Genomic DNA, 25,555 nt, shown 5'->3' with positions numbered 1-25,555 from the left:
CCAGCGTTGCGCAAATCTGTTATCTTCGATAATTCCCACATAAACCATCGGTATAAACGAAACCGGAAAATGAAATGCCGTTTTCATAAAAAATAAAATTGAAGGTTCATTTTATAAACCAGGCATAACGTTCTACGCTTCTGTACATTTTTAATTTATGCTTTCATAGAATTATGTCTGCATCACGGGAAGAACAAAATGGATAATGCTGTTGATCGCCACGTTTTTTATATTTCTGATGGTACGGCAATAACTGCGGAGGTATTAGGACACGCAGTGATGTCGCAATTTCCCGTTACTATCAGCAGCATTACGCTGCCGTTTGTCGAAAATGAGAGCCGGGCGCGGGCGGTGAAAGACCAAATAGACGCGATTTATCAGCAAACAGGTGTGCGCCCGCTGGTCTTCTACTCCATCGTGTTACCGGAAATTCGCGCCATCATCTTGCAAAGTGAAGGTTTTTGTCAGGATATCGTTCAGGCGCTGGTTGCCCCGCTACAACAAGAAATGAAGCTGGACCCGACGCCGATTGCCCATCGAACCCATGGTCTGAATCCCAACAACCTTAATAAATATGATGCGCGCATTGCGGCGATTGATTACACCCTCGCTCATGATGACGGCATTTCGTTGCGAAATCTGGATCAGGCACAGGTGATCCTGCTCGGCGTTTCTCGTTGCGGTAAAACTCCCACCAGTCTGTATCTGGCGATGCAGTTTGGTATCCGCGCGGCAAACTACCCCTTTATTGCCGATGACATGGATAATCTGGTGCTTCCCGCGTCCCTTAAACCGCTACAGCATAAACTGTTCGGGCTAACCATCGACCCTGAGCGTCTGGCGGCTATTCGCGAAGAGCGTCGGGAAAACAGTCGCTATGCCTCGCTTCGTCAGTGTCGGATGGAAGTCGCGGAAGTAGAAGCGTTGTACCGTAAAAATCAGATCCCGTGGATCAACAGTACCAATTATTCGGTAGAAGAGATTGCCACCAAGATCCTCGATATCATGGGTCTTAGCCGGAGAATGTACTAGAAAACTAGTATAAGAGTTCGCTTTTTTGTTATTATGCCGTCAATTGAGCGAGGCGTAACCTGCCTCGCACTTGAAATCAGCAGGGATTGGTTTATCGTGATGCGCATCACTTCCCGGTAGTCCTGCCGTTGAAGCAACAAATTTCTGAGACTTGTAATGAACAGAACTGACGAACTCCGTACTGCGCGTATCGAGAGTCTGGTAACGCCCGCCGAACTCGCGCTACGGTATCCCGTAACGCCTGGCGTCGCCAGCCATGTCACCGATTCCCGCCGCAGAATTGAAAAAATACTGAATGGTGAAGACAAGCGACTGTTGGTCATTATTGGCCCCTGCTCGATCCACGATCTCACCGCTGCAATGGAGTACGCCACCCGTCTGCAGGCGCTGCGCAACCAGTACCAGTCACGGCTGGAAATCGTAATGCGCACCTATTTTGAAAAACCACGAACCGTTGTCGGCTGGAAAGGATTAATTTCCGATCCGGATTTAAACGGCAGCTATCGGGTAAATCACGGCCTCGAACTGGCGCGTAAGTTACTGTTGCAGGTAAATGAGCTGGGCGTTCCCACCGCGACCGAGTTTCTCGATATGGTGACCGGTCAGTTTATTGCTGACTTAATTAGCTGGGGCGCGATTGGCGCACGCACTACCGAAAGCCAGATCCACCGCGAAATGGCTTCCGCGCTCTCATGCCCGGTAGGCTTTAAAAATGGTACTGATGGCAACACGCGTATTGCCGTGGACGCGATTCGTGCGGCGCGCGCCAGCCATATGTTCCTCTCACCAGACAAAAACGGTCAGATGACCATCTATCAGACCAGCGGCAACCCGTATGGTCACATTATTATGCGCGGCGGCAAAAAGCCGAATTACCATGCCGATGATATCGCCGCCGCCTGCGATACGCTGCACGAGTTTGATTTACCTGAACATCTGGTAGTGGATTTCAGCCACGGCAATTGCCAGAAGCAGCATCGTCGCCAGTTAGAGGTTTGTGAGGATATTTGCCAGCAAATCCGCAATGGCTCTACCGCGATTGCCGGAATTATGGCGGAAAGTTTCCTGCGCGAAGGAACGCAAAAAATCGTCGGTGGTCAGCCGCTTACTTACGGTCAGTCAATTACCGATCCGTGTTTAGGCTGGGAAGATACCGAACACCTGGTCGAAAAACTCGCCTCTGCGGTGGATACCCGCTTCTGAATGCATGCCCGTTCCGTCTGGAATGGGCATTTCTGCTCAATAGCTTGTCTTATCAATGAATTATTACTTGCCCTGGTGCAAGATTGTATTGATAATAAGAATCATTGTTATATCAATTATTATTAGTTTTTATGAGCTATACGGATAGCAGCAGACTCACGCCTAAAACGGATGCAAGTCAGAAGGCCTCTTCCCCGCAGCCTGTTCGACGCATTGCCAGCCAGACACTGTTAGGTCCGGATGGCAAACTGATCATTGATCATGACGGACAAGAATATTTGCTCCGTAAAACCCAGGCTGGCAAACTGCTACTGACAAAGTAGCGTTTAACTTGAGCAGCTGACTTCCAGCCGTTTGCCCCAGTCCGGTGGACGGCTGACATAATCATCATCTCTGTCGCTGAAAGGATTTCGCAACGCCTCATGCAGGCGGTGTAATTCCGTCATATCGCCCTGTTCCGCCGCCTCAATGGCTCGTTGTGCCAGCCAGTTGCGCAACACCAACGCCGGATTGACGCTTTGCATAAGTTGCTGACGTTCGCTGTCGGTGACGTTATCTTGCTGCAAACGCGCCCGATAACGGGCAAACCAGTCATCAAATGCCGCACGATCAATAAACTCATCACGCAGTGGCGATGCCGGACTGCGCTGTTCAACCAGGCTAAGGATGCGAAATGTACGGGTATAGTCGCTGCGCTCTCGCGCCATCAAACTGAATAATTCATTCAGCAGCGCGTTATCTTCTTTTTGTTCCGTCATAAAGCCCAGTTTCTGCCGCATTCGTTGCCCATAATGTGTCAACAAAACCTGTTGATAGCTATCCAGCGCCGCATTGAGCGCATCCACAGCAATAAATGGCGACAATGTCTGTGCCAGACGCTGTAAATTCCACAACGCGACGGCAGGCTGATTATCAAAACTATAACGCCCCTGATGGTCAGAGTGATTACAGATAAAACCAGGCTCGTAATCATCGAGGAAGCCGAACGGCCCATAATCGAGCGTCACTCCGAGAATCGACATGTTGTCAGTGTTCATAACACCATGAGCAAAACCGACTGTCTGCCAGTGAGCAATTAACGACGCGGTACGTGCGACAACATCGGTAAACCAGAGACGGTATTTATCCTCATCATCCTGAAGATGTGACCAGTAATGACGGATGGCGAAGTCAGCCAACTGGCGAACCTTTTCCGGCTCGCGGCGATAGTAAAAGTGTTCGAAGTGACCAAATCGCAGATGGCTTTGCGCCACGCGCATTAGCATCGCGCCTGATTCTACCGTTTCCCGGTAAACTGGCGTATCGCTGGTAACGATGCTTAAAGCGCGCGTCGTCGGAATGCCCAGATAATGCATCGCCTCACTGGCGAGACTTTCACGAATCGTAGAGCGTAATACCGCCCGTCCATCGCCCATTCGCGAATAAGGCGTCAGCCCCGCTCCTTTCAGATGCCAGTCCATTGTTGTGCCATCGGCAAGTTGTTGCTCACCGAGAAGAATGCCACGCCCGTCACCCAACTGGCCCGCCCAGACGCCAAACTGATGACCGCTGTAGACCTGCGCCAGTGGCGACATGCCAGGCAGTAATGTTTCTCCCCCCCAGACGCCAGCACCACGTTCAAACAGCGACGATGGAATACCCAGCGTGTTAGCCAGTTCAGCATTATGCCAAATCAGCCGGGCATTATTTAAAGGCGTGGGGGAAAGTGCTGTATAAGTTGCTGGCAATTCATCGCGCCAGCGGGTAATAAAAGACAGGGTCATAGATCCTCCTGTCTGATAGTGTAGACGGTTACCCTCATCTTAAACACCAGCAAACAAAAGGGTTATCGCTGAACCAGCGTTGTTACCTGACTGACGGGAACAGCAGGCCATAAGCATCCTTGTAGGGCATGAAAACCATACGGTGTGATTCGCGCCAACATTTCTGAGGTATCGATACCTGCCGCAATGATATAGCTGCAACAAGGCGAAATTTGCGTATGAATAGCACGAATAAATGGCGCGAAGGATGTATTAGCTATTTGTTGCTTAACAAAGCCTTTATCCAACATAACTCGAGTGAAAAGACCATCAAATATTGCTTTCATGTTGCTGTTGCCCGCACCTAAATTCCCCAACACCAACGGAGAAATTTGTGATAAGCGCAAGAGATTGCAATTGTCTTTTCCTTCATTAAGTTGTGGATAATTTTCATTAATCCGCAATTCAATGAAAGGGAATTTTAATAGTTGGTCTGCGTAATTATTAGCACCTAATAATAATCTTGCTACTTGTGGCGTCAAATTAATCCATGCGAAAAATTTGTGTTGAATAAAAAAATGTTGACATGATTTAAGTAATTCTAGCTGCTCGGCAAATAGCTGCCAATGCTGTTCCTCGGAAAGCTGCGCCATAACCCGCGTGGTCGGGATGCGAACCATACCGTCTTCACTGGAGAAATGGGTTATTAATTCAACCCCAACAAGATTTTGCCGGCTATCTCTTATCGGCAGGAAATAGCAATCAGAATGATAAACATTATCCAGTAAAATCTTCATGGTAATCGCCCTTCTCCAGAAATATTTTTACAAATCCGGCTAAAAAGGATGAGACCATAAAACATAAAAAAAACAGAAAGGATAACTTTCATTTGTTCCTTGTTAACCACTTTTTCATGGGTCCTTTTTTAGATTATTCTAATTATAAACGAATATTCCATTTACGGAATTTTTGTCTGAAAAATACTACGGTATTCAGAAGTAAAAGGACGATGATACATCACCGTCCTTTTCGACATACTAGATTCGTCTCGCTTGCCAGAAATTTTTCTGCCAGTAAACATTATCAAGGGAAGAGCGCATCACCCCTTTGCTGGTAGAGGCGTGAATAAATTGGTTATTGGTATCATAAATACCCACATGTAAACCATTTTGCCCAGAGCCGGTTTTGAAGAAAACCAGATCGCCTGGCAGCAACTCGTCTTTATCAATTTGAGTACCGATAGAGGCCTGTTGCTTTGTTTCACGCGGCAACTGCAAATCGAAACGATCGCGCATCGTTACGACCACAAAGCCTGAGCAGTCAACCCCGCGACGACTCATACCACCATAACGATAAGGTGTGCCATGCCAGCTTTGTAGTTGATCGTTCAAACCGGCAATCACGGTAATAGAATCAGAAAGTCTGGCGTTTGGTGGCGGCGCTTTATGATGGCTACACCCGGCCAGAAACAGTGCTGTGATTAAAATAAGGCAGAAACGCATTCCGTACGAATCCTCTGTTTTTTATTCTTGCATTAATTTAGCGTCGAAATTACCCGATTTTCAAGATGCTATTGTTATCAGGCAGTCGAAATCAGCATTCTGTGACCTTCAATGTCCAGACGGCGGAAATTCATCCCATAGGCCTGCGCCAGATTCGGCGGTGTCAGAACTTCCTCCCGACGCCCACTGGCCAGCAATTTCCCGCCTTTTAGCAGCCACGCACGATGCGCGTGACGCAATGTGTGATTAAGATCGTGACTGCTCATCACAATCGCCAGTCCTTGCTGGCACAGCGCGCTCAGAATTTTGTCTAACGCACTTTGTTGGGCAACGTCAAGGCTGTTCATGGGTTCATCGAGAAGCAGCAATTGCCCTACAGGATTGGCTTGCGGCGTGATTTGCAGCACCACCGCAGCAAGACGTACGCGTTGCCATTCACCACCGGAAAGTTGATTGGTGCTACGTCCGAGCTTGTCATCAAGAGCCAGCGCCCCGGCGACATCATTTAGCAGATCGCTACGCGTTTTATCATGCTGATGCAGGGTCAGGTAATGCCAGACCGGCATAGCAAATGGCGGTGTTTGTTGTTGCGAAAGATAGGCGCGATGCAGCGCGAGTTTTGTTGCGGACCATGCTTCCAGTGGTTGCCCCGCGAACTGAATGCTTCCCTTACCACTGGTCATTCCGGCCATTCGCGCCAGCAAGGTACTCTTACCCGCGCCGTTCGGCCCCACCAGATGCAGGATCTCCCCTGCCCGAACCTCACCAGAAAGCGGTCCCAGGCGGGTTGATTCCGCTACATCCTGCAACTGCATCACAATAGACATTATTTTGCCAACGCCAGTTTAATACTTTCCATTACAATGGGATCTTCCGGCGTCATATCCGGGGAAAAACGCTGGATAACCTTGCCGTCCCTGCCTACCAGGAATTTCTCAAAATTCCATAAAATATCATCAGGATACAGTGGCGCACGTCCCTTACTGGCCATGCGCGCATAGAATCCGCTTTCTTCCGGCGCGACTGCGGTCGGCGCTGCGGCAATCAGTTTTTGATACAGCGGATGGCGACCTTCACCATTGACCTCAATCTTACTGAACATCGGGAACGTCACTCCCCAGGTGGTTGTACAGTAAGTTTTAATCTCTTCATCACTGCCCGGCTCTTGCTCAAGAAACTGGTTGCACGGAAATCCCAGCACGACAAAACCACGATCGGCCCAGGCTTTCTGAATATTCTCCAGCTGCTCATATTGCGGCGTTAAGCCACACTTTGAGGCAACATTGACAATCAACAGTACATTACCGGCATATTTCTCCAGCGTGGTCACTTCACCGTCGATATCCTTCACTACGGTCGTCAGAATGGAATCTTGCATCGTGTCTCCTGGATGTGGTCAGTAAAAATCTTAGCTTTTAATCATAGACCTTCTTTTTACGGCTAACGTCCTGCTTTTAACAATAGCCAGATAAACACCGGTGCGCCCAACGTAGCGGTGACTACACCAATTGGCAGCTCGGCGGAAACCAGTGCCAGACGAGCGACGATATCGGCGAGTAGCAATGCCGTAGCGCCTGCCAGAGCACAGCCAGGAAGTAAAACACGGTGATCGGTTAACCCGCACAGCCGCAGAATATGCGGGATCACCAGACCAATAAATCCAATAGCACCAGCAAGCGCCACACTGACGCCGACCATCCAGCCGGTCGCTGCTACCAGCACATTGCGCCAGAACCAAAGAGGCAGCCCCAGCTGTCGCGCCGAGACCTCGCCAAGAGCTAACATATTCATCGGTCTGGACTGACAGCAAATCCACAACAATACCGGGATCAACGCCACCATCAGCCAGCTTTGCCGCCAGTCAACACCGCCAAAGCCGCCCATCATCCAGTACATTAACTGGCGCAAATCAACCGATGTGGAAAAGTAGATGGCCCACGTCATTAATGCGCTACAGATAATCCCTAATGCAACTCCCGCCAGCAATAATCGGCTGGTCGAAAGATGACGGCGGGCAAAACGCAGGAGAATTAAAGTGATAATGAGTGCACCAGCAATGGCACAAAGCCCCAGCGCCCACTCAGGTAATTGCCCGTGCCCCAGCAATACAGCAGCGATAAGGCCTACACCAGCGCCATTAGAAACGCCGAGTAACCCGGGTTCTGCAAGCGGGTTTTCAAATAACGCCTGCATTACTGCGCCGGATAACGCCAGCGCCGCACCAACCAGCAATACAGCCAGCGTACGTGGAAGACGTATTTGCCAGACAAAAAGCTCGCCTCGGGGGGTAAACCAGTCAGTTGGCGAGATCCATTGTTCACCAGCACAGAGGCTTAAAAGAAGCGCCAGCAGCATTAATACTGACAGGCTAAATAACCAGCGTACATTTTGTCGCTGTTGTTGGCGGGCAAGTGTCAGCATGGTATCCGTTCAGCTGCAGAGTAATGCTGTTGATTTTACGGTGACTCGCCGGGAGTGAAAAGAAAAAAGGCCGCAGAGCGGCCTTTTTAGTTAGATCAGATTACTCGTCTTTGGGCGAAGCGTTTTCGACACGGCTCTTTAACTTCTGTCCGGGTCTGAAGGTCACCACGCGCCGTGCTGTAATGGGAATATCTTCGCCCGTTTTCGGGTTACGTCCCGGGCGTTGATTCTTATCACGCAGATCGAAGTTACCAAAACCAGAGAGTTTCACCTGTTCGCCGTTTTCCAGAGCGCGACGGATCTCTTCGAAAAACAGTTCAACCAGTTCTTTGGCATCCCGCTTGCTAAGCCCAAGCTTATCAAACAGATATTCTGACATTTCAGCTTTTGTAAGCGCCATAGGTTCAATCCCTCAATGATGCCTGGAATCGCTCTTTTAATGCCTCTACACATTTGGCGACGGTAGCGGCAATCTCCTCTTCTTCAAGTGTACGGCTGGTATCTTGCAGGATCAGGCTAATGGCGAGGCTCTTATACCCCTCCGCAACACCCTTACCACGGTACACGTCAAATAAGTTTACGCCAACTACCTGATTTACGCCAACTTTCTTACATTCGGATAAAATATCCGCAGCAGGAACGTTTTCTGCGACCACAACAGCGATGTCACGACGGTTCGCCGGGAAGCGAGAAATCTCGCGCGCCTGAGGCACCACGCGGTCTGCGAGCTTGTTCCACTCCAGTTCAAACACCAGAGTGCGACCGTTAAGATCCAGTTTACGTTCCAGTTCAGGATGAACAACCCCAACAAAACCAATGCGTTCACCTTTCAGATAAATCGCTGCGGATTGTCCCGGATGCAGTGCCGGATTCGCTTCTGCACGGAACTCAACGTCAGCCAGTTTACCGGTCAGGTCGAGAACGGATTCAAGATCGCCTTTCAAATCATAGAAATCAACGGTCTCTTTTGCCAGGTTCCAGTGCTCTTCGTAGCGGTTACCGCAAATCACACCAGCTAACATCAGATCCTGACGAATGCCCAACGGTGCCTGAGTATCCGGCACGAAACGCAGACCGCTTTCGAAAATACGCACACGGTTTTGCTGACGGTTCTGGTTGTACACCACGGTTGCCAGCAGGCCAGTCCACAGAGAAAGACGCATTGCCGACATTTCAACGGAAATCGGGCTTGGCAGCAGTAAGGCTTCAACGCCCGGATGGATCATCTGCTGAACTTTCGGATCAACGAAGCTGTAAGTGATCACTTCTTGATAGCCTTTGTCGTTGAGCAGCGTTTTCACGCGCTTGAGTGACAGGTCAGCTTCACGATGAGTGCCCATAATCAGGCTCGCCTGTACTGGCTCATCCGGGATGTTGTTGTAGCCGTAAACACGTGCCACTTCTTCGACCAGATCTTCTTCAATCTCCATGTCGAAACGCCAGCTTGGCGCAACAGCCTGCCACTCGTCCTTGCCTTCGGTCACTTCACAGCCGAGACGACGCAGAATGTCAGTCACCTGTTCATCAGCAATATGATGGCCGATCAGGCGATCCAGTTTGCTACGACGAAGAGTGATGGTCGCACGCTTCGGCAGCGTTGCTTCGTTAGTGATATCGATAATCGGGCCAGCTTCACCGCCGCAGATGTCAATCAGCAGACGGGTCGCACGTTCCATCGCTTTGTGCTGCAGTGCCGGATCAACACCACGCTCGTAACGATGAGACGCATCGGTATGCAGACCATGACGACGAGCACGACCGGTGATAGACAGCGGGCTGAAGAAAGCACATTCCAGCAGGACGTTCTGCGTTTCTTCATTTACGCCAGAGTGTTCGCCACCGAAGATGCCGCCCATCGCCAGCGCCTTGTTGTGGTCGGCAATGACCAGGGTGTCAGCATTCAGCTTCGCTTCAGTACCGTCGAGCAGCACCAGCGTTTCACCCTCTTTCGCCATCCGCACCACAATGCCGCCTTCAATACGATCTTTATCGAAAGCGTGCATCGGTTGGCCCAGTTCAAGCAGCACATAGTTGGTGACGTCAACAACTGCATCGATAGAACGGATCCCACAACGACGCAGTTTTTCTTTCATCCACAGCGGAGTTGGCGCTTTAACGTTAATGCCTTTTACCACACGGCCAAGATAGCGCGGGCAGGCTTCCGGCGCTTCGACTGTAATCGGCAGCGTGTCGTCGATGGTCGCACCAACCGGAACGATTTCCGGTTCAACCAGCGGCAGCTGATTCAGCACGGCAACGTCACGCGCAACACCAATGATACCTAAGCAGTCGGCACGGTTTGGTGTCACGCTGATTTCGATGGTGTTGTCATCGAGTTTCAGGTATTCGCGGATGTCGGTGCCAATCGGCGCATCCGCAGGCAGTTCGATAATGCCACTGTGATCGTCAGAAATTCCCAGCTCAGAAAAGGAGCACAGCATCCCTTCAGACGGTTCGCCACGCAGTTTCGCCGCTTTAATTTTGAAATCACCCGGCAAAACAGCACCAATGGTAGCTACCGCCACACGCAGGCCCTGACGGCAGTTTGGCGCACCACAGACGATGTCCAGCAGGCGATCGCCGCCGACATTCACTTTTGTCACACGCAGTTTGTCCGCGTTCGGATGCTGGGCACACTCAACCACTTCACCGACAACCACGCCGTGGAAGCTACCTGCAACGGGTTCTACACCGTCAACTTCCAGACCCGCCATGGTGATTTGATTCGCCAGCGCGTCGCTATCAATCGCTGGGTTCACCCATTCGCGTAACCACAGTTCACTGAATTTCATAATCTATTCCTGCCTTATTTAAACTGTTTGAGGAAACGCAGATCGTTTTCGAAGAATGAACGCAGGTCGGTGACGCCATAACGCAACATGGTCAGACGCTCCATTCCCATCCCGAAGGCGAAACCAGAGTAAACTTCCGGGTCGATACCAACGTTACGCAGCACGTTCGGATGCACCATCCCACAACCCAGCACTTCCAGCCATTTGCCGTTTTTACCCATGACGTCGACTTCTGCAGACGGTTCGGTGAACGGGAAATAGGAAGGACGGAAACGAATTTGCAAATCTTCTTCAAAGAAGTTACGCAGGAAGTCGTGCAACGTGCCTTTCAGGTTGGTAAAGCTGATGTTGGTATCAACAATCAGACCTTCCATCTGATGGAACATCGGCGTGTGGGTCTGGTCGTAGTCGTTACGATAAACACGTCCAGGCGCGATGATACGAATCGGCGGCTGCTGAGCTTTCATGGTACGGATCTGTACGCCAGACGTCTGAGTACGTAGCAGGCGGGTTGCATCAAACCAGAAAGTGTCGTGGTCAGCGCGCGCCGGGTGGTGACCAGGAATGTTCAGAGCATCGAAGTTATGATAATCATCTTCGATTTCCGGCCCGGTCGCCACGGTAAAGCCAAGCTCACCGAAGAAACTTTCGATACGGTCGATGGTACGGGTCACCGGATGCAGACCGCCGTTTTCAATACGGCGACCAGGCAGGGAGACATCAATAGTTTCTGCCGCCAGACGCGCATTCAGCGCCGCGCTTTCCAGTTCAGCTTTACGCGCATTCAACGCCTGCTGCACCTGCTCTTTCGCTTCGTTGATAACCGCACCGGCTGCCGGGCGTTCTTCTGGTGGCAGTTCACGCAGGGTCGTCATCTGAAGGGTTAAGTGCCCTTTTTTACCCAAATATTCGACGCGCACATTGTCTAACGCGGCAACATCTGACGCCTGGCTAATGGCCGCCTTCGCACTGGCAACCAGTTCTGCGAGATGTGACATGGTTTTCCTCATTGTGTCAGTGGTGACACTGGTTCGTTGGACTTAGAGCCTATCCCATCAGACTATTTTACTTGCCATTTTGTCCTGGGCAGTGCTCGAAATCCTCACGTACTTAAGTACGCTCCGGTTTCTCCGCGCTGGCCGTGTCCAAACTGGCTGCGACAATTACGCCTGATGAGACAGGCTTTTTATTTCTCAAAACGCGCATACAAAAAAAGCCTCCACTGGGAGGCTTTCAGGCGCTGTTTTCCGTTTCTCTTCTCACGCGCTAGCCTCCTGGAGTCAGGTGCTAAAGTAAAAAAAGAAGCGGAAAATAGCAGCATTCATTGCTTGCGTTACCTTTTGGTACTCTTCAAAAGACCTTTATTGAAAAGGCTACGGCGATAAAAGTCAATGTTCTGATAGTGTTGAAACGAAAAGAGGGAGACTAGCTCCCTCTTCCAACTGGCTTATGCCAGAGCTGCTTTCGCTTTTTCAACCAGAGCGGTGAACGCTACTTTGTCGAATACTGCGATATCAGCCAGGATCTTACGGTCGATTTCAACAGAGGCTTTTTTCAGGCCATTGATGAATTTGCTGTAAGAAATACCGTTCTGACGTGCTGCTGCGTTGATACGCGCAATCCACAGTTGACGGAACTGACGCTTACGTTGACGACGGTCACGGTAAGCATACTGACCAGCTTTGATAACAGCCTGGAAGGCAACGCGGTATACGCGAGAACGCGCACCGTAGTAGCCTTTAGCTTGTTTCAAAATTTTCTTGTGACGTGCGCGTGCAATAACACCACGTTTTACGCGAGCCATATGTGCTCTCCTGTATCTATATTCTAATTAAAAAGTTAAAAACGTTAACGGCTTATGCGTACGGCAGGCACGCGATTACCAGACCCAGATCGCCTTTGGAAACCATGGCTTTCGGACGCAGGTGACGTTTACGTTTGGTCGCTTTTTTGGTCAGAATGTGACGCAGGTTAGCGTGCTTGTGCTTAAAACCACCTTTACCGGTTTTTTTGAAGCGCTTAGCAGCACCGCGTACGGTCTTAATTTTTGGCATTTTAATAACTTCCACTTCGCATTGTTGATAAACAGAAACAAAGGCGAATCACCCTGTGAGCCGAAGCCCACAGGAATGATTACTTGATGGCCTTACTGTTTCTTCTTAGGAGCGAGCACCATGATCATCTGGCGGCCTTCGATCTTCGTTGGGAAGGATTCGACCACTGCCAGTTCTTGCAAATCGTCTTTCACGCGATTAAGCACTTCCATACCGATTTGCTGGTGCGCCATCTCACGACCACGGAAACGCAGTGTGATTTTGGCTTTGTCACCCTCTTCCAGAAAGCGAATCAGGCTGCGGAGTTTTACCTGATAGTCGCCTTCATCTGTACCAGGACGGAATTTGATTTCCTTAACCTGGATAACTTTTTGCTTTTTCTTCTGTTCCTTAGAAGACTTGCTCTTTTCATAGAGGAATTTGCCGTAATCCATGATACGACAAACCGGCGGCTCGGCGTTAGGGCTGATCTCGACTAAGTCTACTCCGGCTTCTTCTGCTTTCTCCAGAGCTTCTCTCAGACTCACAATACCAAGCTGCTCGCCTTCCAGACCTGTTAAGCGAACTTCCTGGGCGCGAATTTCGCCATTGATACGGTTAGGGCGCGCCGTTTGAACTCGTTTTCCGCCTTTAATACCTTATTCCTCCAATTGTTTAAGACTGCGGCTGCGAATCTCTTGTTGCAGCTTCTCGATCACTTCATTTACGTCCATGCTTCCCAGGTCTTTACCACGGCGGGTGCGAACGGCAACTTTGCCTGATTCCACCTCTTTATCACCACAGACCAGCATATATGGGACGCGACGCAAAGTGTGCTCGCGGATTTTAAAGCCAATCTTCTCATTTCTCAAGTCTGCTTTAACACGAATGCCCGCATTTGATAGTTTTTGCGTCAATTCGTTAACGTATTCAGACTGAGAATCGGTAATATTCATGATAACAACCTGCACTGGCGCAAGCCAGGTCGGGAAGAAACCAGCGAACTCTTCGGTCAGGATACCAATGAAACGTTCCATTGACCCCAGAATTGCGCGGTGAATCATTACCGGAACCTTACGCTCGTTGTCTTCGCCTACATAAGAGGCGCTCAGACGAGACGGCAAGGAGAAGTCCAGCTGTACTGTACCGCACTGCCATGCACGATCGAGGCAGTCATACAGGGTAAATTCAATTTTCGGACCGTAGAAAGCGCCTTCACCCAGTTGATATTCAAACGGGATGTTGTTTTCTTCCAGCGCAACCGCCAGATCCGCCTCAGCACGATCCCACATTTCGTCGCTGCCAATACGTTTTTCAGGACGAGTGGAAAGTTTGACCACGATTTTTTCGAAGCCAAAAGTGCTGTACATATCATAGACTAAACGGATACATCCGTTAACTTCATCGCGAATTTGTTCTTCAGTACAGAAGATATGCGCGTCATCCTGGGTAAAACCACGTACACGCATCAGGCCATGCAGAGAACCTGACGGCTCGTTACGGTGGCAGCTACCGAACTCGGCCATACGCAGCGGCAGATCGCGATACGACTTCAGCCCCTGGTTGAAAATTTGTACGTGACCCGGGCAGTTCATCGGCTTAATGCAGTATTCACGGTTCTCTGAAGAGGTGGTGAACATTGCATCTTTGTAGTTGTCCCAGTGACCGGTTTTTTCCCACAGGACGCGGTCCATCATGAACGGACCTTTTACTTCCTGATACTGGTACTCTTTCAGTTTAGAACGAACGAATACTTCCAGTTCACGAAAGATTGTCCAGCCGTCGTTGTGCCAGAATACCATACCCGGCGCTTCTTCCTGCATATGATACAGGTCAAGCTGTTTGCCGATTTTACGGTGATCGCGTTTAGCGGCTTCTTCCAGGCGCTGCAGGTAAGCGTTGAGGGCTTTTTTATCTGCCCACGCAGTACCGTAAATACGCTGCAACATTTTGTTGTTGCTGTCGCCGCGCCAGTAAGCGCCTGCCGTTTTCATCAGTTTGAAATGATGGCAGAAACGCATATTCGGTACGTGCGGACCACGGCACATATCGACATATTCTTCATGGAAATAGAGGCCTGGCTGGTCATCATGGGCAATATTTTCGTCCAGGATGGAGACTTTATAGCTCTCGCCGCGTTTAACAAACGTTTCACGCGCTTCGTGCCAGCTTACTTTCTTCTTAATGACGTCGTAGTTTTTCTCAGCAAGCTCATGCATCCGCTTCTCGAGTGCTTCGACATCTTCCTGGGTTAACGTGCGGTCAAGATCAACGTCGTAATAGAAACCGTTGTCAATAACCGGGCCGATTGCCATTTTGGTATGCGGCCAAAGTTGTTTAATCGCGTGCCCTAACAGGTGCGCGCAGGAGTGACGAATGATCTCCAGACCTTCTTCGTCTTTTGCGGTAATGATCGACAGTTGTGCGTCGTTTTCAATCAGATCGCAAGCATCAACCAGCTCACCATTTACGCGCCCTGCGATACAGGCTTTCGCCAGACCTGGACCAATGTCCAGCGCAACATCCATGGGACTGACAGCGTGGTCGTAATGGCGTTGGCTGCCATCAGGAAGAGTAATAACAGGCATGTTATATCCTTATTTGCAGTGGTGACCCATACGCAAGATCACATACAAAGATTCATATGAAATTTACCAAAAAGGTTTGGGCTGATTCCCGCTTCACTCTGCGAAATATGTCATAACATGCTGATTAGCGATGCCAGACCTACACCCACTTTCTGATAATACCGTCTGGCAGTTTACACGGTATTTGTTATCGGGCAAAGCGGCAATCATCATGATCGAAATGATATAAATCAATACAGGCAACGCCTGCCCATTTTGTTACACTCGGATATTGACCACTCGAAATACGCAGGAAAACACATGCCGACAAAACGTTTTGACAAAAAACACTGGAAGATGGTGGTGGTGTTGCTGGCTATTTGTGGCGCAATGCTGTTACTGCGTTGGGCGGCAATGATTTGGGGTTGAATGGTAAAATGCTATTAGCTAACGAAAAAGCCAGACCGCTCGTCGCGGCCCGGCAGTAATTACATTTTATATCCCAGCGATAACGTTGTTCGGCGATCGGTATGTTCTGGAGCCGATTCAGGCGGTTCAGAGTTCCATGTAACGTTGTACGCCACCTTCAGGCCGAAATGTTCATTAATAGCCACATTTAACGCGCTTTCCGAGTTCAGCGTCGTATCTTCCGCGCCAAAGACGGAAACGCCCTGGGTAATTTTCGCGTTGTCGGTCAACTGCCACGCGTAAGCCCCGGAAGCATAACCCAGCGGCTGGGTTTTACTGGCATTGTCGGTATATTTGTCGTAACGCACGCCCGGACCGAATTCAAAGCGGAAGCTGTGTACCGGGCCATTCAAAAACTGGCGACCATAACCCGCAGTCAGCACATCGCGTTCGCGATAACCGTTATAGCGGTCTGTCAGCCAGCTTGCCTGACCAAATAAATAGTCATAGTCAGTTAAATTAAAACGGCTACGCCCGCCCGCCGCATATTTTTCCGAAGAACGCTCATCGTTAGAAGAAGTATTACTGGCATTCCCCCACAGCGACCAGGCAGTAGAATGCCCATACCAGGTCATAGTGGTATCAGCCGTTAGTGAAGAACTTTTCGTGTTACCTGATTGTGCAAGGTAGCCTGCATTCAGATTACCTTCAAAAGGTTTTTTGGCGCTGGCAGGATCGTCCATGACAGTAAAAACGGAATCATCGGCAGCTGCATTCAGAGACGCAAACATACCCCCCGCCAGCATAACGATGGCAGGAACTGTCTTCAAAAGCTTCATTTATTAAAAGTCCGTACAACAAAAAAAGAGACCATCGCGGTCCCGGAAACTTTCTTAAGGATCAAAGAGTAGCGTCCCTGGAAAGGTGACAAATTATAAAAAGGAGTGAAAAACTTAGCAACGACTTCTTATTTCATTTTTTGAATAAGCACATTACGAAAACAAATATTTATTTATATCTTCATTTATTATTTTCATATAAATATCCAATAAATCATATTGTTAATTTCTTCACTTTCCACTGATTCAGTGCCAGACTGAAATCAGCCTATAGGAGGAAATGATGGTACGTATCTATACGTTGACACTTGCGCCCTCTCTCGATAGCGCAACAATTACCCCGCAAATTTATCCCGAAGGAAAACTGCGTTGTACCGCCCCGGTGTTCGAGCCTGGTGGCGGCGGTATTAACGTCGCCCGCGCCATTGCTCACCTTGGTGGGAGCGCCACGGCAATCTTCCCGGCTGGCGGAGCGACTGGCGAACATCTGGTTTCACTGCTGGTTGATGAAAATGTCCCGGTTGCGACCGTCGAAGCAAAAGACTGGACCCGCCAGAATCTGCACGTACATGTGGAGTCTACAGGTGAGCAGTACCGATTTGTCATGCCTGGCGCGACATTAAGTGACGATGAATTTCGTCAACTTGAAGAGCAAGTTCTGGAAATTGAATCTGGAGCCATCCTGGTCATCAGCGGAAGCCTGCCCCCAGGAGTGAAGCTGGAAAAATTAACTCAGCTTATTTCCGCTGCGCAAAGGCAAGGGATTCGCTGCATCGTCGACAGTTCTGGCGAGGCTTTAAGTGCAGCCCTGGCCATTGGCAATATTGAACTGGTTAAGCCTAACCAGAAAGAGCTCAGTGCACTGGTTAACCGCGAACTCACCCAACCTGATGATGTGCGCAAAGCCGCGCAGGAAATCGTTAATAGCGGTAAGGCCAGGCGGGTTGTCGTTTCCCTTGGTCCGCAGGGCGCGCTGGGAGTGGACAGCGAAAACTGTATTCAGGTCGTGCCACCACCGGTGAAAAGCCAGAGTACCGTCGGTGCAGGCGACAGCATGGTCGGCGCGATGACGCTGAAACTGGCGGAAAATGCCTCTCTTGCAGAGATGGTCCGTTTTGGGGTCGCTGCGGGCAGCGCCGCCACGCTCAATCAGGGAACCCGCCTGTGCTCCCATGATGATACGCAAAAAATTTACGCTTACCTTTCCCATTCATAGAGATATTCCCCCAATATTGGGGGAATCACCATAAACCTGTCGACAACGCGTTTCTCCGACTATGCTAAAAAATCACGTGATAACAAAGAGGTGAATTATGGCTGGTGGCGATCTTGTCCGTTATGTCATTACTGTCATGTTGCATGAAGACACATTAACTGAAATTAATGAGTTAAATAACTTTCTGACACGCGACGGTTTTTTACTGACCATGACGGATGATGACGGAAATATCCATGAGCTGGGAACGAACACCTTTGGGCTTATCAGTACTCAAAGTGAAGATGAAATAAGAGAGCTGGTTGCCGCACTCACCCAAAGCGCCACAGGCAAAGACCCAGAGATCATAATCACCACCTGGGAGGACTGGCATAGCAACAGAAAATAAATGGTTTTTGGGCAATAATCAGTCTGTGGTGTGCGTTAGCTCGTGTTTTTGCACCGCATTCCTGCGCTAACCTTATGATCTGGCAGACAACATGGGAGAGACATCATGTGGCAGGCAATCAGTCGTCTTTTGAGCGAGCAGTTAGGTGAAGGCGAAATCGAACTGCGTAATGAACTGCCTGGCGGAGAAGTCCATGCCGCATGGCATTTACGCTATGCAGGACGTGACTTTTTCGTCAAATGTGATGAAAGGGAACTGCTTTCCGGTTTTACCGCCGAAGCCGACCAACTGGAATTACTGTCGCGCAGTAAAACCGTCACCGTGCCTAAAGTCTGGGCTGTTGGCGCTGACCGCGACTACAGTTTTTTGGTGATGGACTATCTCCCGCCTCGCCCGTTGGATGCACATAACGCATTTATTTTAGGACAGCAAATTGCGCACCTGCATCAATGGAGTGACCAGCCGCAATTTGGCCTCGATTTTGACAACGCACTTTCCACTACTCCACAACCCAACACCTGGCAACGTCGCTGGTCAACGTTCTTTGCTGAACAACGTATTGGCTGGCAACTGGAACTGGCGGCAGAAAAAGGGATCGCCTTCGGCAATATCGACGCCATCGTCGAGCATATTCAGCAGCGTCTGAGTTCACATCAGCCACAGCCTTCACTGTTACACGGTGATTTATGGTCCGGCAACTGCGCTCTGGGCCCGGAGGGACCGTATATATTCGACCCTGCCTGTTACTGGGGCGACAGAGAGTGCGATCTGGCGATGTTACCGCTGCATACCGAACAGCCGCCACAAATCTATGACGGCTATCAGTCCGTTTCACCGCTACCGGCAGATTTCCTCGAACGTCAGCCGATTTACCAACTCTACACGTTACTTAACCGTGCAAGGTTGTTTGGCGGCCAGCATTTGGTTATTGCCCAGCAGTCACTGGATAGATTGTTAGCTGCGTGATGTGGATTGATGATAATGGCCGCTCCATGCGGCCTTTTACTTAAATAAATCCAAGCAAAGAAAAGAACACATACCCCGCAGCAATACAAATTACCGGCAGGATATAGAGTGAGAAAATCTGTAAGAAAATAGTATGGTGTGGCACCACAATGCGTGACTCAATCTGCTCACGCGTTAACCCCTCTTCCCCTTTAGCCTTCTCCAGAATGAGTTGATCCTCAACACCTTCGCGCAAAAAGCGCGCCTGGCGGCTCATACGGGCACCAGAGTCTTGCAACGCAAGACCCACAAATATCAGGATGAAAATCACCCAAAACATAACGTTCACGCCACCATTAAAATTGGGCGTCGGTGAGTTGTACCAGAACAGATTCAGAAAAGGCGTATTCGCCTGCATCATATCGATCATGACATGCGCAAAATCGAGCATTACAGCATTGATACCTTCCTGGGATTCTTGCCGAACATTCATAAACTTCAGCAAGGAAATTAACGTGGAAACAAGTGTCGGTATAAAAATCACCCAACCCAAAATCCTTTTCAAAACAGCAATGCGTCCAGCTTGTTGATACGTCATGAGTTCTCCTTGATTAAGACGCGTCGTTTCAATTAGTTTACCTGTAGATATCTGTTTTCGCCCATTCTTTAAAGGCGATATGATAGGCGCTTAATCATAAGCACTGCTTAATACCTTACACATAATGCTCTAAAGGAGAGGTTGTAATGTCAACCCCGCGTCAGATTCTTGCTGCAATTTTCGATATGGATGGATTACTTATCGACTCAGAACCTTTATGGGATCGAGCCGAACTGGATGTGATGGCAAGCCTGGGGGTAGATATCTCCCGTCGTAACGAGCTACCGGACACCTTAGGTTTACGCATCGATATGGTGGTTGATCTGTGGTATGCCCGGCAACCGTGGAATGGGCCGAGTCGTCAGGAGGTAGTTGAACGGGTTATTGCCCGTGCCATTTCACTGGTTGAAGAGACGCGACCATTACTGCCTGGTGTGCGTGAGGCCGTTGCGCTATGCAAAGAACAAGGATTATTGGTAGGTCTGGCCTCCGCGTCACCTTTGCATATGCTGGAAAAAGTGCTGACCATGTTTAACTTACGTGACAGTTTCGATGCCCTCGCCTCCGCCGAAAAGCTGCCTTACAGCAAGCCGCATCCACAAGTGTATCTCGACTGTGCAGCAAAACTGGGGGTTGATCCTCTCGCCTGCGTGGCGCTGGAAGACTCTGTAAATGGCATGATCGCCTCTAAAGCGGCACGTATGCGTTCTATCGTCGTCCCCGCGCCCGAAGCGCAAAATGATCCACGTTTTGTGTTGGCGAACGTAAAACTTTCATCTCTCACCGAATTGACCGCGACCGACCTCCTCGGCTAATAAAATCGGGCAGTGTCATAACTGCCCCTGGCTTTTTATCTGAATTTTTATTCAACTGGCGGATTTATCATCATTTTGTGATAAAGAGTTACACCGTCACCACTTCCGCGCACTGTATAAAAATCCTATACTGTACGTATCGACAGTTTAGTGAGTTTTATCATGACGGCGGAAGGTCACCTTCTCTTTTCTATTGCTTGTGCGGTATTTGCCAAAAATGCCGAGCTGACGCCCGTGCTGGCACAGGGTGACTGGTGGCATATTGTCCCTTCCGCGATCTTAACGTGTCTGTTACCGGACATCGACCACCCAAAATCGTTTCTTGGGCAGCGATTAAAGTGGATATCAAAACCCATTGCCCGCGCATTTGGACACCGTGGATTTACCCACAGTTTGCTGGCTGTATTTGCCCTGCTGGCAACCTTTTACCTCAAAGTGCCGGAAAGCTGGTTTATTCCGGCTGATGCACTGCAAGGTATGGTGCTGGGTTATTTGAGTCATATTATTGCCGATATGCTGACACCGGCTGGTGTTCCCCTGCTCTGGCCGTGTCGCTGGCGCTTTCGCCTGCCAATTCTGGTGCCACAAAAGGGCAATCAGCTGGAACGTTTTCTCTGCATGGCATTATTTGTCTGGTCGGTGTGGATGCCCCATTCTCTGCCTGAAAACAGCGCGGTTCGTTGGTCATCGCAAATGATCAATACCTTGCAGATCCAGTTTCATCGCCTTATTAAGCACCAGGTTGAATACTAAAAAAGCAAAAATCACCTTTCTGGAATAAGCAATTCCATTTGAATATAAGAGCCAGCTCACAGTTCTGTTAATCTTGCGCCAACACTATGACTGTTACACAGTGATAGAAATAATAAGATCAGGAGAACGGGGATGAACTTTCCATTAATTGCGAACATCGTGGTGTTCGTTGTTCTACTGTTTGTGCTGGCTCAGGCCCGCCACAAACAGTGGAGTCTGGCAAAAAAAGTACTGGTGGGTCTGGTGATGGGCGTGGTCTTTGGCCTTGCTCTGCATACCATTTATGGTTCTGACAGCCAGGTACTTAAAGATTCTGTACAGTGGTTTAACATTGTCGGTAACGGCTATGTTCAGCTACTGCAAATGATCGTTATGCCGTTAGTATTCGCCTCTATTCTGAGCGCGGTTGCTCGCCTGCATAACGCATCTCAGCTAGGAAAAATCAGTTTTCTGACCATCGGTACGCTGCTGTTTACCACGCTGATTGCGGCGCTGGTCGGTGTGCTGGTGACTAACCTGTTTGGTCTGACTGCTGAAGGTCTGGTTCAGGGTGGCGCTGAGACTGCCCGTCTGAACGCTATCGAAAGCAACTATGTCGGTAAAGTCGCGGATTTAAGTGTTCCGCAACTCATTCTGTCTTTTATCCCGAAAAACCCGTTTGCCGATCTGACCGGTGCGAATCCGACATCAATTATCAGCGTGGTAATTTTTGCCGCATTCCTCGGCGTCGCGGCGCTGAAACTGCTGAAAGATGATGCGCCGAAAGGTGAACGCGTTTTAACAGCTATCGACACACTGCAAAGCTGGGTGATGAAACTGGTTCGCCTGGTCATACAACTAACCCCTTACGGCGTGCTTGCGCTGATGACCAAAGTGGTTGCCGGTTCCAACCTGCAAGACATCATTAAGCTGGGTAGCTTCGTTGTCGCGTCCTATCTGGGTCTTATCATTATGTTTGCGGTGCATGGCATTCTGCTGGGTATTAATGGCGTGAGTCCGCTGAAATACTTCCGTAAAGTGTGGCCGGTGCTGACGTTTGCTTTCACCAGTCGCTCCAGTGCAGCGTCTATTCCACTGAACGTTGAAGCACAAACGCGTCGTCTGGGTGTTCCTGAATCTATCGCCAGTTTCGCCGCCTCTTTTGGGGCGACCATTGGTCAGAACGGCTGTGCCGGTTTGTATCCGGCAATGCTGGCGGTGATGGTTGCGCCAACGGTGGGCATTAACCCGCTGGACCCGATGTGGATTGCAACACTCGTCGGTATCGTCACAGTGAGTTCAGCAGGTGTTGCAGGTGTTGGTGGCGGTGCAACATTCGCCGCGTTAATTGTTCTGCCGGCGATGGGCCTGCCGGTAACGCTAGTGGCTCTGTTAATCTCCGTTGAACCGCTTATCGATATGGGTCGAACTGCATTGAACGTGAGCGGCTCAATGACCGCAGGTACGCTGACCAGCCAGTGGCTGAAGCAAACCGATAAGTCCATTCTGGACAGCGAAGACGACGCCGAACTGGCACACCGTTAATCCTGGTTCATAACGCAAAACGCCTGTCATTCGACAGGCGTTTTTTTATTCTTCGATCTCATTTTCCTGGCGCACTTGGTTAGCCCAACGCTGGGCGGACTCCGGCACGCTAAATGCTGGTGAGCGCAGGAATGACTCCCCCGTCAGAACAAACGCAACATATTTGCCACGCAGCATCCAGACATCGCGAAACGAATCCATCTTAATCGCATGTTCTGGCGGCGCAGGTTCCGTGCGAGGAACATAGCTAATAATCGGGCGGTTTTGCTGACGTAGCGGTTTCTTCATTACTGGCTTCACTAAACGCATATTAAAAATCAGAAAAATTGTAGTTTAGCTGATTTACCCCCCGTCCGTCCTGCTTTGCGTATATTCCCGAATACCTTCTCTGGCACCACTTCCAGAGCGGGATCACCCTGATGGTCTATAGTTAGAGGTTTTTTTGACCAAAACAGCGGCCCTTTCAGTAATGAATTAAGGAGACGAGTTCAATGTCGCAACATAACGAAAAGAACCCACATCAGCACCAGTCACCACTACACGACTCCAGCGAAGCGAAACCGGGAATGGACTCACTGGCACCTGAAGACGGATCTTATCGTCCAGCGGCTGAACCAACACCGCCAGGCGCACAACCTACCGCCCCAGGGAGTCTGAAAGCCCCTGATACGCGTAACGAAAAACTAAAATCTCTGGAAGACGTACGCAAAGGCAGTGAAAATTATGCGCTGACCACTAATCAGGGCGTGCGCATCGCCGACGATCAAAACTCACTGCGTGCCGGTAGCCGTGGTCCAACGCTGCTGGAAGATTTTATTCTGCGCGAGAAAATCACCCACTTCGACCATGAACGTATTCCGGAACGTATCGTTCACGCGCGTGGGTCAGCCGCTCACGGTTATTTCCAGCCGTATAAAAACTTAAGCGATATCACCAAAGCCGACTTCCTGTCAGATCCGAACAAAATCACCCCGGTGTTCGTGCGTTTCTCTACCGTTCAGGGTGGCGCAGGTTCGGCAGATACGGTGCGTGATATCCGTGGTTTTGCCACCAAGTTCTATACCGAAGAGGGTATTTTTGACCTTGTTGGTAATAACACACCAATCTTCTTTATTCAGGATGCGCATAAATTCCCCGATTTTGTTCATGCGGTAAAACCGGAACCGCACTGGGCAATTCCGCAAGGGCAAAGCGCCCACGACACCTTCTGGGATTATGTATCCCTGCAACCAGAAACGCTCCACAACGTGATGTGGGCGATGTCAGATCGCGGAATACCACGCAGTTACCGCACCATGGAAGGCTTCGGCATTCACACCTTCCGCCTGATTAACGCCGAAGGTAAAGCGACCTTTGTACGTTTCCACTGGAAACCACTGGCAGGTAAAGCCTCACTGGTGTGGGATGAAGCGCAGAAACTCACCGGACGTGATCCAGACTTCCACCGCCGCGAACTGTGGGAAGCCATTGAAGCAGGCGATTTCCCGGAATACGAACTGGGCTTCCAGTTGATCCCCGAAGAAGATGAATTCAAATTCGACTTCGACCTGCTTGACCCAACGAAACTCATCCCGGAAGAGTTAGTACCCGTTCAGCGCGTCGGCAAAATGGTGCTTAACCGTAACCCGGATAACTTCTTTGCCGAAAACGAACAGGCAGCTTTCCATCCTGGTCATATTGTCCCTGGTCTGGATTTCACCAACGATCCGCTGTTGCAGGGACGTTTGTTCTCTTATACCGATACACAAATCAGCCGTCTTGGCGGGCCGAATTTTCATGAAATTCCGATTAATCGCCCTACCTGCCCGTACCACAATTTCCAGCGTGACGGTATGCATCGGATGGGAATCGACACTAACCCGGCGAATTACGAACCGAACTCGATCAACGATAACTGGCCGCGCGAAACGCCGCCGGGGCCAAAACGCGGCGGTTTTGAATCATATCAGGAGCGCGTGGAAGGCAATAAAGTGCGGGAACGCAGCCCATCATTTGGCGAATATTATTCCCATCCGCGCCTGTTCTGGCTAAGTCAAACGCCGTTCGAGCAGCGCCATATAGTCGATGGTTTCAGCTTTGAGTTAAGCAAAGTTGTACGACCTTATATTCGTGAACGCGTCGTTGACCAGTTAGCGCATATTGATCTTAACCTGGCGCAGGCGGTAGCAAAAAATCTCGGTATCGAACTGACTGACGACCAACTGAATATCACCCCGCCACTGGACGTAAACGGGCTTAAAAAAGATCCTGCGTTAAGTTTGTATGCCATTCCTGACGGTGATGTGAAAGGCCGTGTGGTAGCTATTTTGCTTAATGATGAAGTGAAATCCGCAGACCTTCTGGCAATTCTGAAGGCGCTGAAAGCCAAAGGCGTTCATGCCAAACTGCTTTACTCACGGATGGGCGAAGTCACTACCGATGACGGTACGGTGTTGCCGATAGCAGCAACCTTTGCCGGGGCGCCATCGCTGACGGTCGATGCAGTCATTGTCCCTTGCGGTAATATCGCCGATATCGCAGACAACGGCGATGCAAACTATTACCTGATGGAAGCCTATAAGCACCTTAAACCGATTGCGCTGGCGGGCGATGCGCGCAAGTTTAAGGCGACAATCAAGGTTGATGACCAGGGTGAAGAAGGGATTGTGGAAGCCGACAGCGCAGACGGTAGTTTTATGGATGAACTGTTAACGCTAATGGCAGCGCACCGCGTATGGTCACGAATTCCTAAGATTGATAAAATTCCGGCGTAAATATGAATAAAGTCACTCCCCCAG

The 25,555-nt window shown here is 49.9% G+C and carries 28 protein-coding genes and 1 other annotated feature; of the genes, 11 read left to right on the top strand and 17 right to left on the bottom strand.

The features are described from left to right. Nucleotides 1-198 precede the first annotated feature (198 nt). From ppsR to hemP, 3 genes are all read left to right on the top strand, one after another. The gene (ppsR, locus tag WC5_RS05945; RefSeq protein ID WP_000368056.1) at nt 199-1,032 is read left to right on the top strand and encodes a posphoenolpyruvate synthetase regulatory kinase/phosphorylase PpsR; all 834 of its coding nucleotides are present in this window, start codon (nt 199-201) and stop codon (nt 1,030-1,032) included. A 156-nt stretch (nt 1,033-1,188) separates the two neighbouring features. Further along, nucleotides 1,189-2,235, top strand: a complete 1,047-nt coding sequence (gene aroH, locus WC5_RS05950) for a 3-deoxy-7-phosphoheptulonate synthase AroH (protein WP_001082211.1) — start codon at nt 1,189-1,191, stop codon at nt 2,233-2,235. A 131-nt stretch (nt 2,236-2,366) separates the two neighbouring features. Then, nucleotides 2,367-2,558 carry a hemin uptake protein HemP gene (gene hemP / locus WC5_RS05955; protein WP_010349995.1) on the top strand — a complete coding sequence of 64 codons (192 nt, stop codon included), beginning with the start codon at nt 2,367-2,369 and terminating at the stop codon, nt 2,556-2,558. A 3-nt stretch (nt 2,559-2,561) separates the two neighbouring features. Here hemP and selO read toward each other — a convergent pair whose 3' ends face one another. The 14 genes from selO to thrS form a co-directional block, all read right to left on the bottom strand. Then, nucleotides 2,562-3,998: a protein adenylyltransferase SelO gene (gene selO / locus WC5_RS05960; protein ID WP_016231685.1), complete on the bottom strand. Its 1,437-nt coding sequence runs from the start codon at nt 3,996-3,998 to the stop codon at nt 2,562-2,564. A gap of 62 nt (nt 3,999-4,060) precedes the next feature. Further along, entirely contained in the window at nt 4,061-4,774 is a 714-nt protein-coding gene (locus WC5_RS05965) for an EAL domain-containing protein (RefSeq protein WP_016158169.1), read from the bottom strand. A 240-nt stretch (nt 4,775-5,014) separates the two neighbouring features. Continuing rightward, nucleotides 5,015-5,479 (bottom strand): C40 family peptidase, encoded by a 465-nt coding sequence (locus WC5_RS05970; protein WP_001209771.1) that lies wholly within the window; start codon nt 5,477-5,479, stop codon nt 5,015-5,017. A 77-nt stretch (nt 5,480-5,556) separates the two neighbouring features. Then, nucleotides 5,557-6,306, bottom strand: coding sequence for a vitamin B12 ABC transporter ATP-binding protein BtuD (gene btuD / locus WC5_RS05975; RefSeq protein ID WP_000029455.1), 750 nt, complete (start codon nt 6,304-6,306; stop codon nt 5,557-5,559). Beyond that, nucleotides 6,306-6,857 carry a bifunctional thioredoxin/glutathione peroxidase gene (gene btuE, locus WC5_RS05980; RefSeq protein ID WP_001154179.1) on the bottom strand — a complete coding sequence of 184 codons (552 nt, stop codon included), beginning with the start codon at nt 6,855-6,857 and terminating at the stop codon, nt 6,306-6,308. The genes btuD and btuE overlap by 1 nt, the downstream gene beginning before the upstream one ends. A gap of 62 nt (nt 6,858-6,919) precedes the next feature. Next, entirely contained in the window at nt 6,920-7,900 is a 981-nt protein-coding gene (gene btuC / locus WC5_RS05985) for a vitamin B12 ABC transporter permease BtuC (protein WP_000956543.1), read from the bottom strand. Nucleotides 7,901-8,000: 100 nt separating this feature from the next. Then, entirely contained in the window at nt 8,001-8,300 is a 300-nt protein-coding gene (ihfA, locus tag WC5_RS05990; protein ID WP_001229265.1) for an integration host factor subunit alpha, read from the bottom strand. Between the two features lie 4 nt (nt 8,301-8,304). Next, a complete protein-coding gene (gene pheT, locus WC5_RS05995) occupies nt 8,305-10,692 on the bottom strand; it encodes a phenylalanine--tRNA ligase subunit beta (RefSeq protein ID WP_000672371.1) in 2,388 nt (795 codons plus the stop codon). Between the two features lie 14 nt (nt 10,693-10,706). Further along, entirely contained in the window at nt 10,707-11,690 is a 984-nt protein-coding gene (gene pheS / locus WC5_RS06000; protein ID WP_000018588.1) for a phenylalanine--tRNA ligase subunit alpha, read from the bottom strand. Nucleotides 11,691-11,898: 208 nt separating this feature from the next. Next, nucleotides 11,899-12,023 (bottom strand) — a sequence feature (Phe leader region). Continuing rightward, nucleotides 11,973-12,017, bottom strand: a complete 45-nt coding sequence (gene pheM / locus WC5_RS25570) for a pheST operon leader peptide PheM (RefSeq protein ID WP_001386830.1) — start codon at nt 12,015-12,017, stop codon at nt 11,973-11,975. It overlaps the preceding feature by 45 nt. A gap of 116 nt (nt 12,024-12,139) precedes the next feature. Next, complete coding sequence (gene rplT / locus WC5_RS06005; protein WP_000124850.1) at nt 12,140-12,496, bottom strand: 50S ribosomal protein L20; 357 nt, start codon at nt 12,494-12,496, stop codon at nt 12,140-12,142. Between the two features lie 52 nt (nt 12,497-12,548). Beyond that, complete coding sequence (gene rpmI, locus WC5_RS06010) at nt 12,549-12,746, bottom strand: 50S ribosomal protein L35 (RefSeq protein WP_001124225.1); 198 nt, start codon at nt 12,744-12,746, stop codon at nt 12,549-12,551. A 92-nt stretch (nt 12,747-12,838) separates the two neighbouring features. Then, nucleotides 12,839-13,381, bottom strand: coding sequence for a translation initiation factor IF-3 (gene infC / locus WC5_RS0122540; RefSeq protein WP_001700733.1), 543 nt, complete (start codon nt 13,379-13,381; stop codon nt 12,839-12,841). Between the two features lie 3 nt (nt 13,382-13,384). Beyond that, nucleotides 13,385-15,313: a threonine--tRNA ligase gene (thrS, locus tag WC5_RS06015; RefSeq protein WP_001144207.1), complete on the bottom strand. Its 1,929-nt coding sequence runs from the start codon at nt 15,311-15,313 to the stop codon at nt 13,385-13,387. Nucleotides 15,314-15,613: 300 nt separating this feature from the next. Here thrS and yniD point away from each other — a divergent pair, with 300 nt between their 5' ends. Then, nucleotides 15,614-15,721: a small membrane protein YniD gene (gene yniD, locus WC5_RS06020; RefSeq protein ID WP_001142445.1), complete on the top strand. Its 108-nt coding sequence runs from the start codon at nt 15,614-15,616 to the stop codon at nt 15,719-15,721. Nucleotides 15,722-15,780: 59 nt separating this feature from the next. On the opposite strand, the gene WC5_RS06025 is transcribed toward yniD, so the two are convergent. Next, the gene (locus WC5_RS06025; protein WP_000771389.1) at nt 15,781-16,539 is read right to left on the bottom strand and encodes a DUF481 domain-containing protein; all 759 of its coding nucleotides are present in this window, start codon (nt 16,537-16,539) and stop codon (nt 15,781-15,783) included. A gap of 283 nt (nt 16,540-16,822) precedes the next feature. On the opposite strand from WC5_RS06025, the gene pfkB reads away from it, so the two are divergent. The 3 genes from pfkB (at nt 16,823) to WC5_RS06040 (ending at nt 19,109) form a co-directional block, all read left to right on the top strand. Further along, complete coding sequence (gene pfkB, locus WC5_RS06030) at nt 16,823-17,755, top strand: 6-phosphofructokinase II (RefSeq protein WP_000251750.1); 933 nt, start codon at nt 16,823-16,825, stop codon at nt 17,753-17,755. 97 nt (nt 17,756-17,852) lie between these two features. Then, nucleotides 17,853-18,143, top strand: a complete 291-nt coding sequence (gene ghoS, locus WC5_RS06035) for a type V toxin-antitoxin system endoribonuclease antitoxin GhoS (protein WP_000896962.1) — start codon at nt 17,853-17,855, stop codon at nt 18,141-18,143. Nucleotides 18,144-18,248: 105 nt separating this feature from the next. Further along, a complete protein-coding gene (locus WC5_RS06040; RefSeq protein ID WP_000267675.1) occupies nt 18,249-19,109 on the top strand; it encodes a fructosamine kinase family protein in 861 nt (286 codons plus the stop codon). 40 nt (nt 19,110-19,149) lie between these two features. Here the strand turns inward: WC5_RS06040 and WC5_RS06045 are convergent, their stop codons facing one another. Then, nucleotides 19,150-19,686 carry a YniB family protein gene (locus WC5_RS06045; RefSeq protein ID WP_000222184.1) on the bottom strand — a complete coding sequence of 179 codons (537 nt, stop codon included), beginning with the start codon at nt 19,684-19,686 and terminating at the stop codon, nt 19,150-19,152. Between the two features lie 146 nt (nt 19,687-19,832). On the opposite strand from WC5_RS06045, the gene hxpB reads away from it, so the two are divergent. The 3 genes from hxpB to tcyP all read left to right on the top strand — a co-directional run bounded on the left by hxpB (nt 19,833) and on the right by tcyP (nt 22,778). Beyond that, entirely contained in the window at nt 19,833-20,501 is a 669-nt protein-coding gene (gene hxpB / locus WC5_RS06050) for a hexitol phosphatase HxpB (RefSeq protein ID WP_000106839.1), read from the top strand. Nucleotides 20,502-20,663: 162 nt separating this feature from the next. Next, entirely contained in the window at nt 20,664-21,254 is a 591-nt protein-coding gene (locus tag WC5_RS06055) for a metal-dependent hydrolase (protein WP_010349983.1), read from the top strand. Between the two features lie 132 nt (nt 21,255-21,386). After that, the gene (gene tcyP / locus WC5_RS06060; protein ID WP_001010733.1) at nt 21,387-22,778 is read left to right on the top strand and encodes a cystine/sulfocysteine:cation symporter; all 1,392 of its coding nucleotides are present in this window, start codon (nt 21,387-21,389) and stop codon (nt 22,776-22,778) included. A 45-nt stretch (nt 22,779-22,823) separates the two neighbouring features. Here tcyP and cedA read toward each other — a convergent pair whose 3' ends face one another. Next, nucleotides 22,824-23,087 carry a cell division activator CedA gene (gene cedA, locus WC5_RS06065; RefSeq protein WP_001241546.1) on the bottom strand — a complete coding sequence of 88 codons (264 nt, stop codon included), beginning with the start codon at nt 23,085-23,087 and terminating at the stop codon, nt 22,824-22,826. Nucleotides 23,088-23,269: 182 nt separating this feature from the next. On the opposite strand from cedA, the gene katE reads away from it, so the two are divergent. Beyond that, complete coding sequence (gene katE, locus WC5_RS06070) at nt 23,270-25,531, top strand: catalase HPII (RefSeq protein WP_000077896.1); 2,262 nt, start codon at nt 23,270-23,272, stop codon at nt 25,529-25,531. Nucleotides 25,532-25,555: the final 24 nt, after the last annotated feature.

Source organism: Escherichia sp. KTE114 (assembly GCF_000407765.1).
Taxonomy (GTDB): domain Bacteria; phylum Pseudomonadota; class Gammaproteobacteria; order Enterobacterales; family Enterobacteriaceae; genus Escherichia; species Escherichia ruysiae.
The sequence above is the reverse complement of the archived record's forward strand: the minus strand, read 5'-3'. Positions and strand labels throughout refer to the sequence as shown.

Bases quoted from the DNA above. Each gene is read 5' to 3' on its own strand.
- WC5_RS06045 (WP_000222184.1), bottom strand. From the start codon at position 19,686: ATGACGTATCAACAAGCTGGACGCATTGCTGTTTTGAAAAGGATTTTG.
- tcyP (WP_001010733.1), top strand. From the start codon at position 21,387: ATGAACTTTCCATTAATTGCGAACATCGTGGTGTTCGTTGTTCTACTG.
- rpmI (WP_001124225.1), bottom strand. From the start codon at position 12,746: ATGCCAAAAATTAAGACCGTACGCGGTGCTGCTAAGCGCTTCAAAAAA.
- aroH (WP_001082211.1), top strand. From the start codon at position 1,189: ATGAACAGAACTGACGAACTCCGTACTGCGCGTATCGAGAGTCTGGTA.
- katE (WP_000077896.1), top strand. From the start codon at position 23,270: ATGTCGCAACATAACGAAAAGAACCCACATCAGCACCAGTCACCACTA.
- ghoS (WP_000896962.1), top strand. From the start codon at position 17,853: ATGGCTGGTGGCGATCTTGTCCGTTATGTCATTACTGTCATGTTGCAT.
- WC5_RS05970 (WP_001209771.1), bottom strand. From the start codon at position 5,479: ATGCGTTTCTGCCTTATTTTAATCACAGCACTGTTTCTGGCCGGGTGT.
- WC5_RS05965 (WP_016158169.1), bottom strand. From the start codon at position 4,774: ATGAAGATTTTACTGGATAATGTTTATCATTCTGATTGCTATTTCCTG.
- btuE (WP_001154179.1), bottom strand. From the start codon at position 6,857: ATGCAAGATTCCATTCTGACGACCGTAGTGAAGGATATCGACGGTGAA.
- pheS (WP_000018588.1), bottom strand. From the start codon at position 11,690: ATGTCACATCTCGCAGAACTGGTTGCCAGTGCGAAGGCGGCCATTAGC.
- hemP (WP_010349995.1), top strand. From the start codon at position 2,367: ATGAGCTATACGGATAGCAGCAGACTCACGCCTAAAACGGATGCAAGT.
- pheT (WP_000672371.1), bottom strand. From the start codon at position 10,692: ATGAAATTCAGTGAACTGTGGTTACGCGAATGGGTGAACCCAGCGATT.
- WC5_RS06025 (WP_000771389.1), bottom strand. From the start codon at position 16,539: ATGAAGCTTTTGAAGACAGTTCCTGCCATCGTTATGCTGGCGGGGGGT.
- ppsR (WP_000368056.1), top strand. From the start codon at position 199: ATGGATAATGCTGTTGATCGCCACGTTTTTTATATTTCTGATGGTACG.
- btuD (WP_000029455.1), bottom strand. From the start codon at position 6,306: ATGTCTATTGTGATGCAGTTGCAGGATGTAGCGGAATCAACCCGCCTG.
- pfkB (WP_000251750.1), top strand. From the start codon at position 16,823: ATGGTACGTATCTATACGTTGACACTTGCGCCCTCTCTCGATAGCGCA.
- yniD (WP_001142445.1), top strand. From the start codon at position 15,614: ATGCCGACAAAACGTTTTGACAAAAAACACTGGAAGATGGTGGTGGTG.
- WC5_RS06055 (WP_010349983.1), top strand. From the start codon at position 20,664: ATGACGGCGGAAGGTCACCTTCTCTTTTCTATTGCTTGTGCGGTATTT.
- selO (WP_016231685.1), bottom strand. From the start codon at position 3,998: ATGACCCTGTCTTTTATTACCCGCTGGCGCGATGAATTGCCAGCAACT.
- rplT (WP_000124850.1), bottom strand. From the start codon at position 12,496: ATGGCTCGCGTAAAACGTGGTGTTATTGCACGCGCACGTCACAAGAAA.
- thrS (WP_001144207.1), bottom strand. From the start codon at position 15,313: ATGCCTGTTATTACTCTTCCTGATGGCAGCCAACGCCATTACGACCAC.
- btuC (WP_000956543.1), bottom strand. From the start codon at position 7,900: ATGCTGACACTTGCCCGCCAACAACAGCGACAAAATGTACGCTGGTTA.
- ihfA (WP_001229265.1), bottom strand. From the start codon at position 8,300: ATGGCGCTTACAAAAGCTGAAATGTCAGAATATCTGTTTGATAAGCTT.
- hxpB (WP_000106839.1), top strand. From the start codon at position 19,833: ATGTCAACCCCGCGTCAGATTCTTGCTGCAATTTTCGATATGGATGGA.
- WC5_RS06040 (WP_000267675.1), top strand. From the start codon at position 18,249: ATGTGGCAGGCAATCAGTCGTCTTTTGAGCGAGCAGTTAGGTGAAGGC.
- cedA (WP_001241546.1), bottom strand. From the start codon at position 23,087: ATGCGTTTAGTGAAGCCAGTAATGAAGAAACCGCTACGTCAGCAAAAC.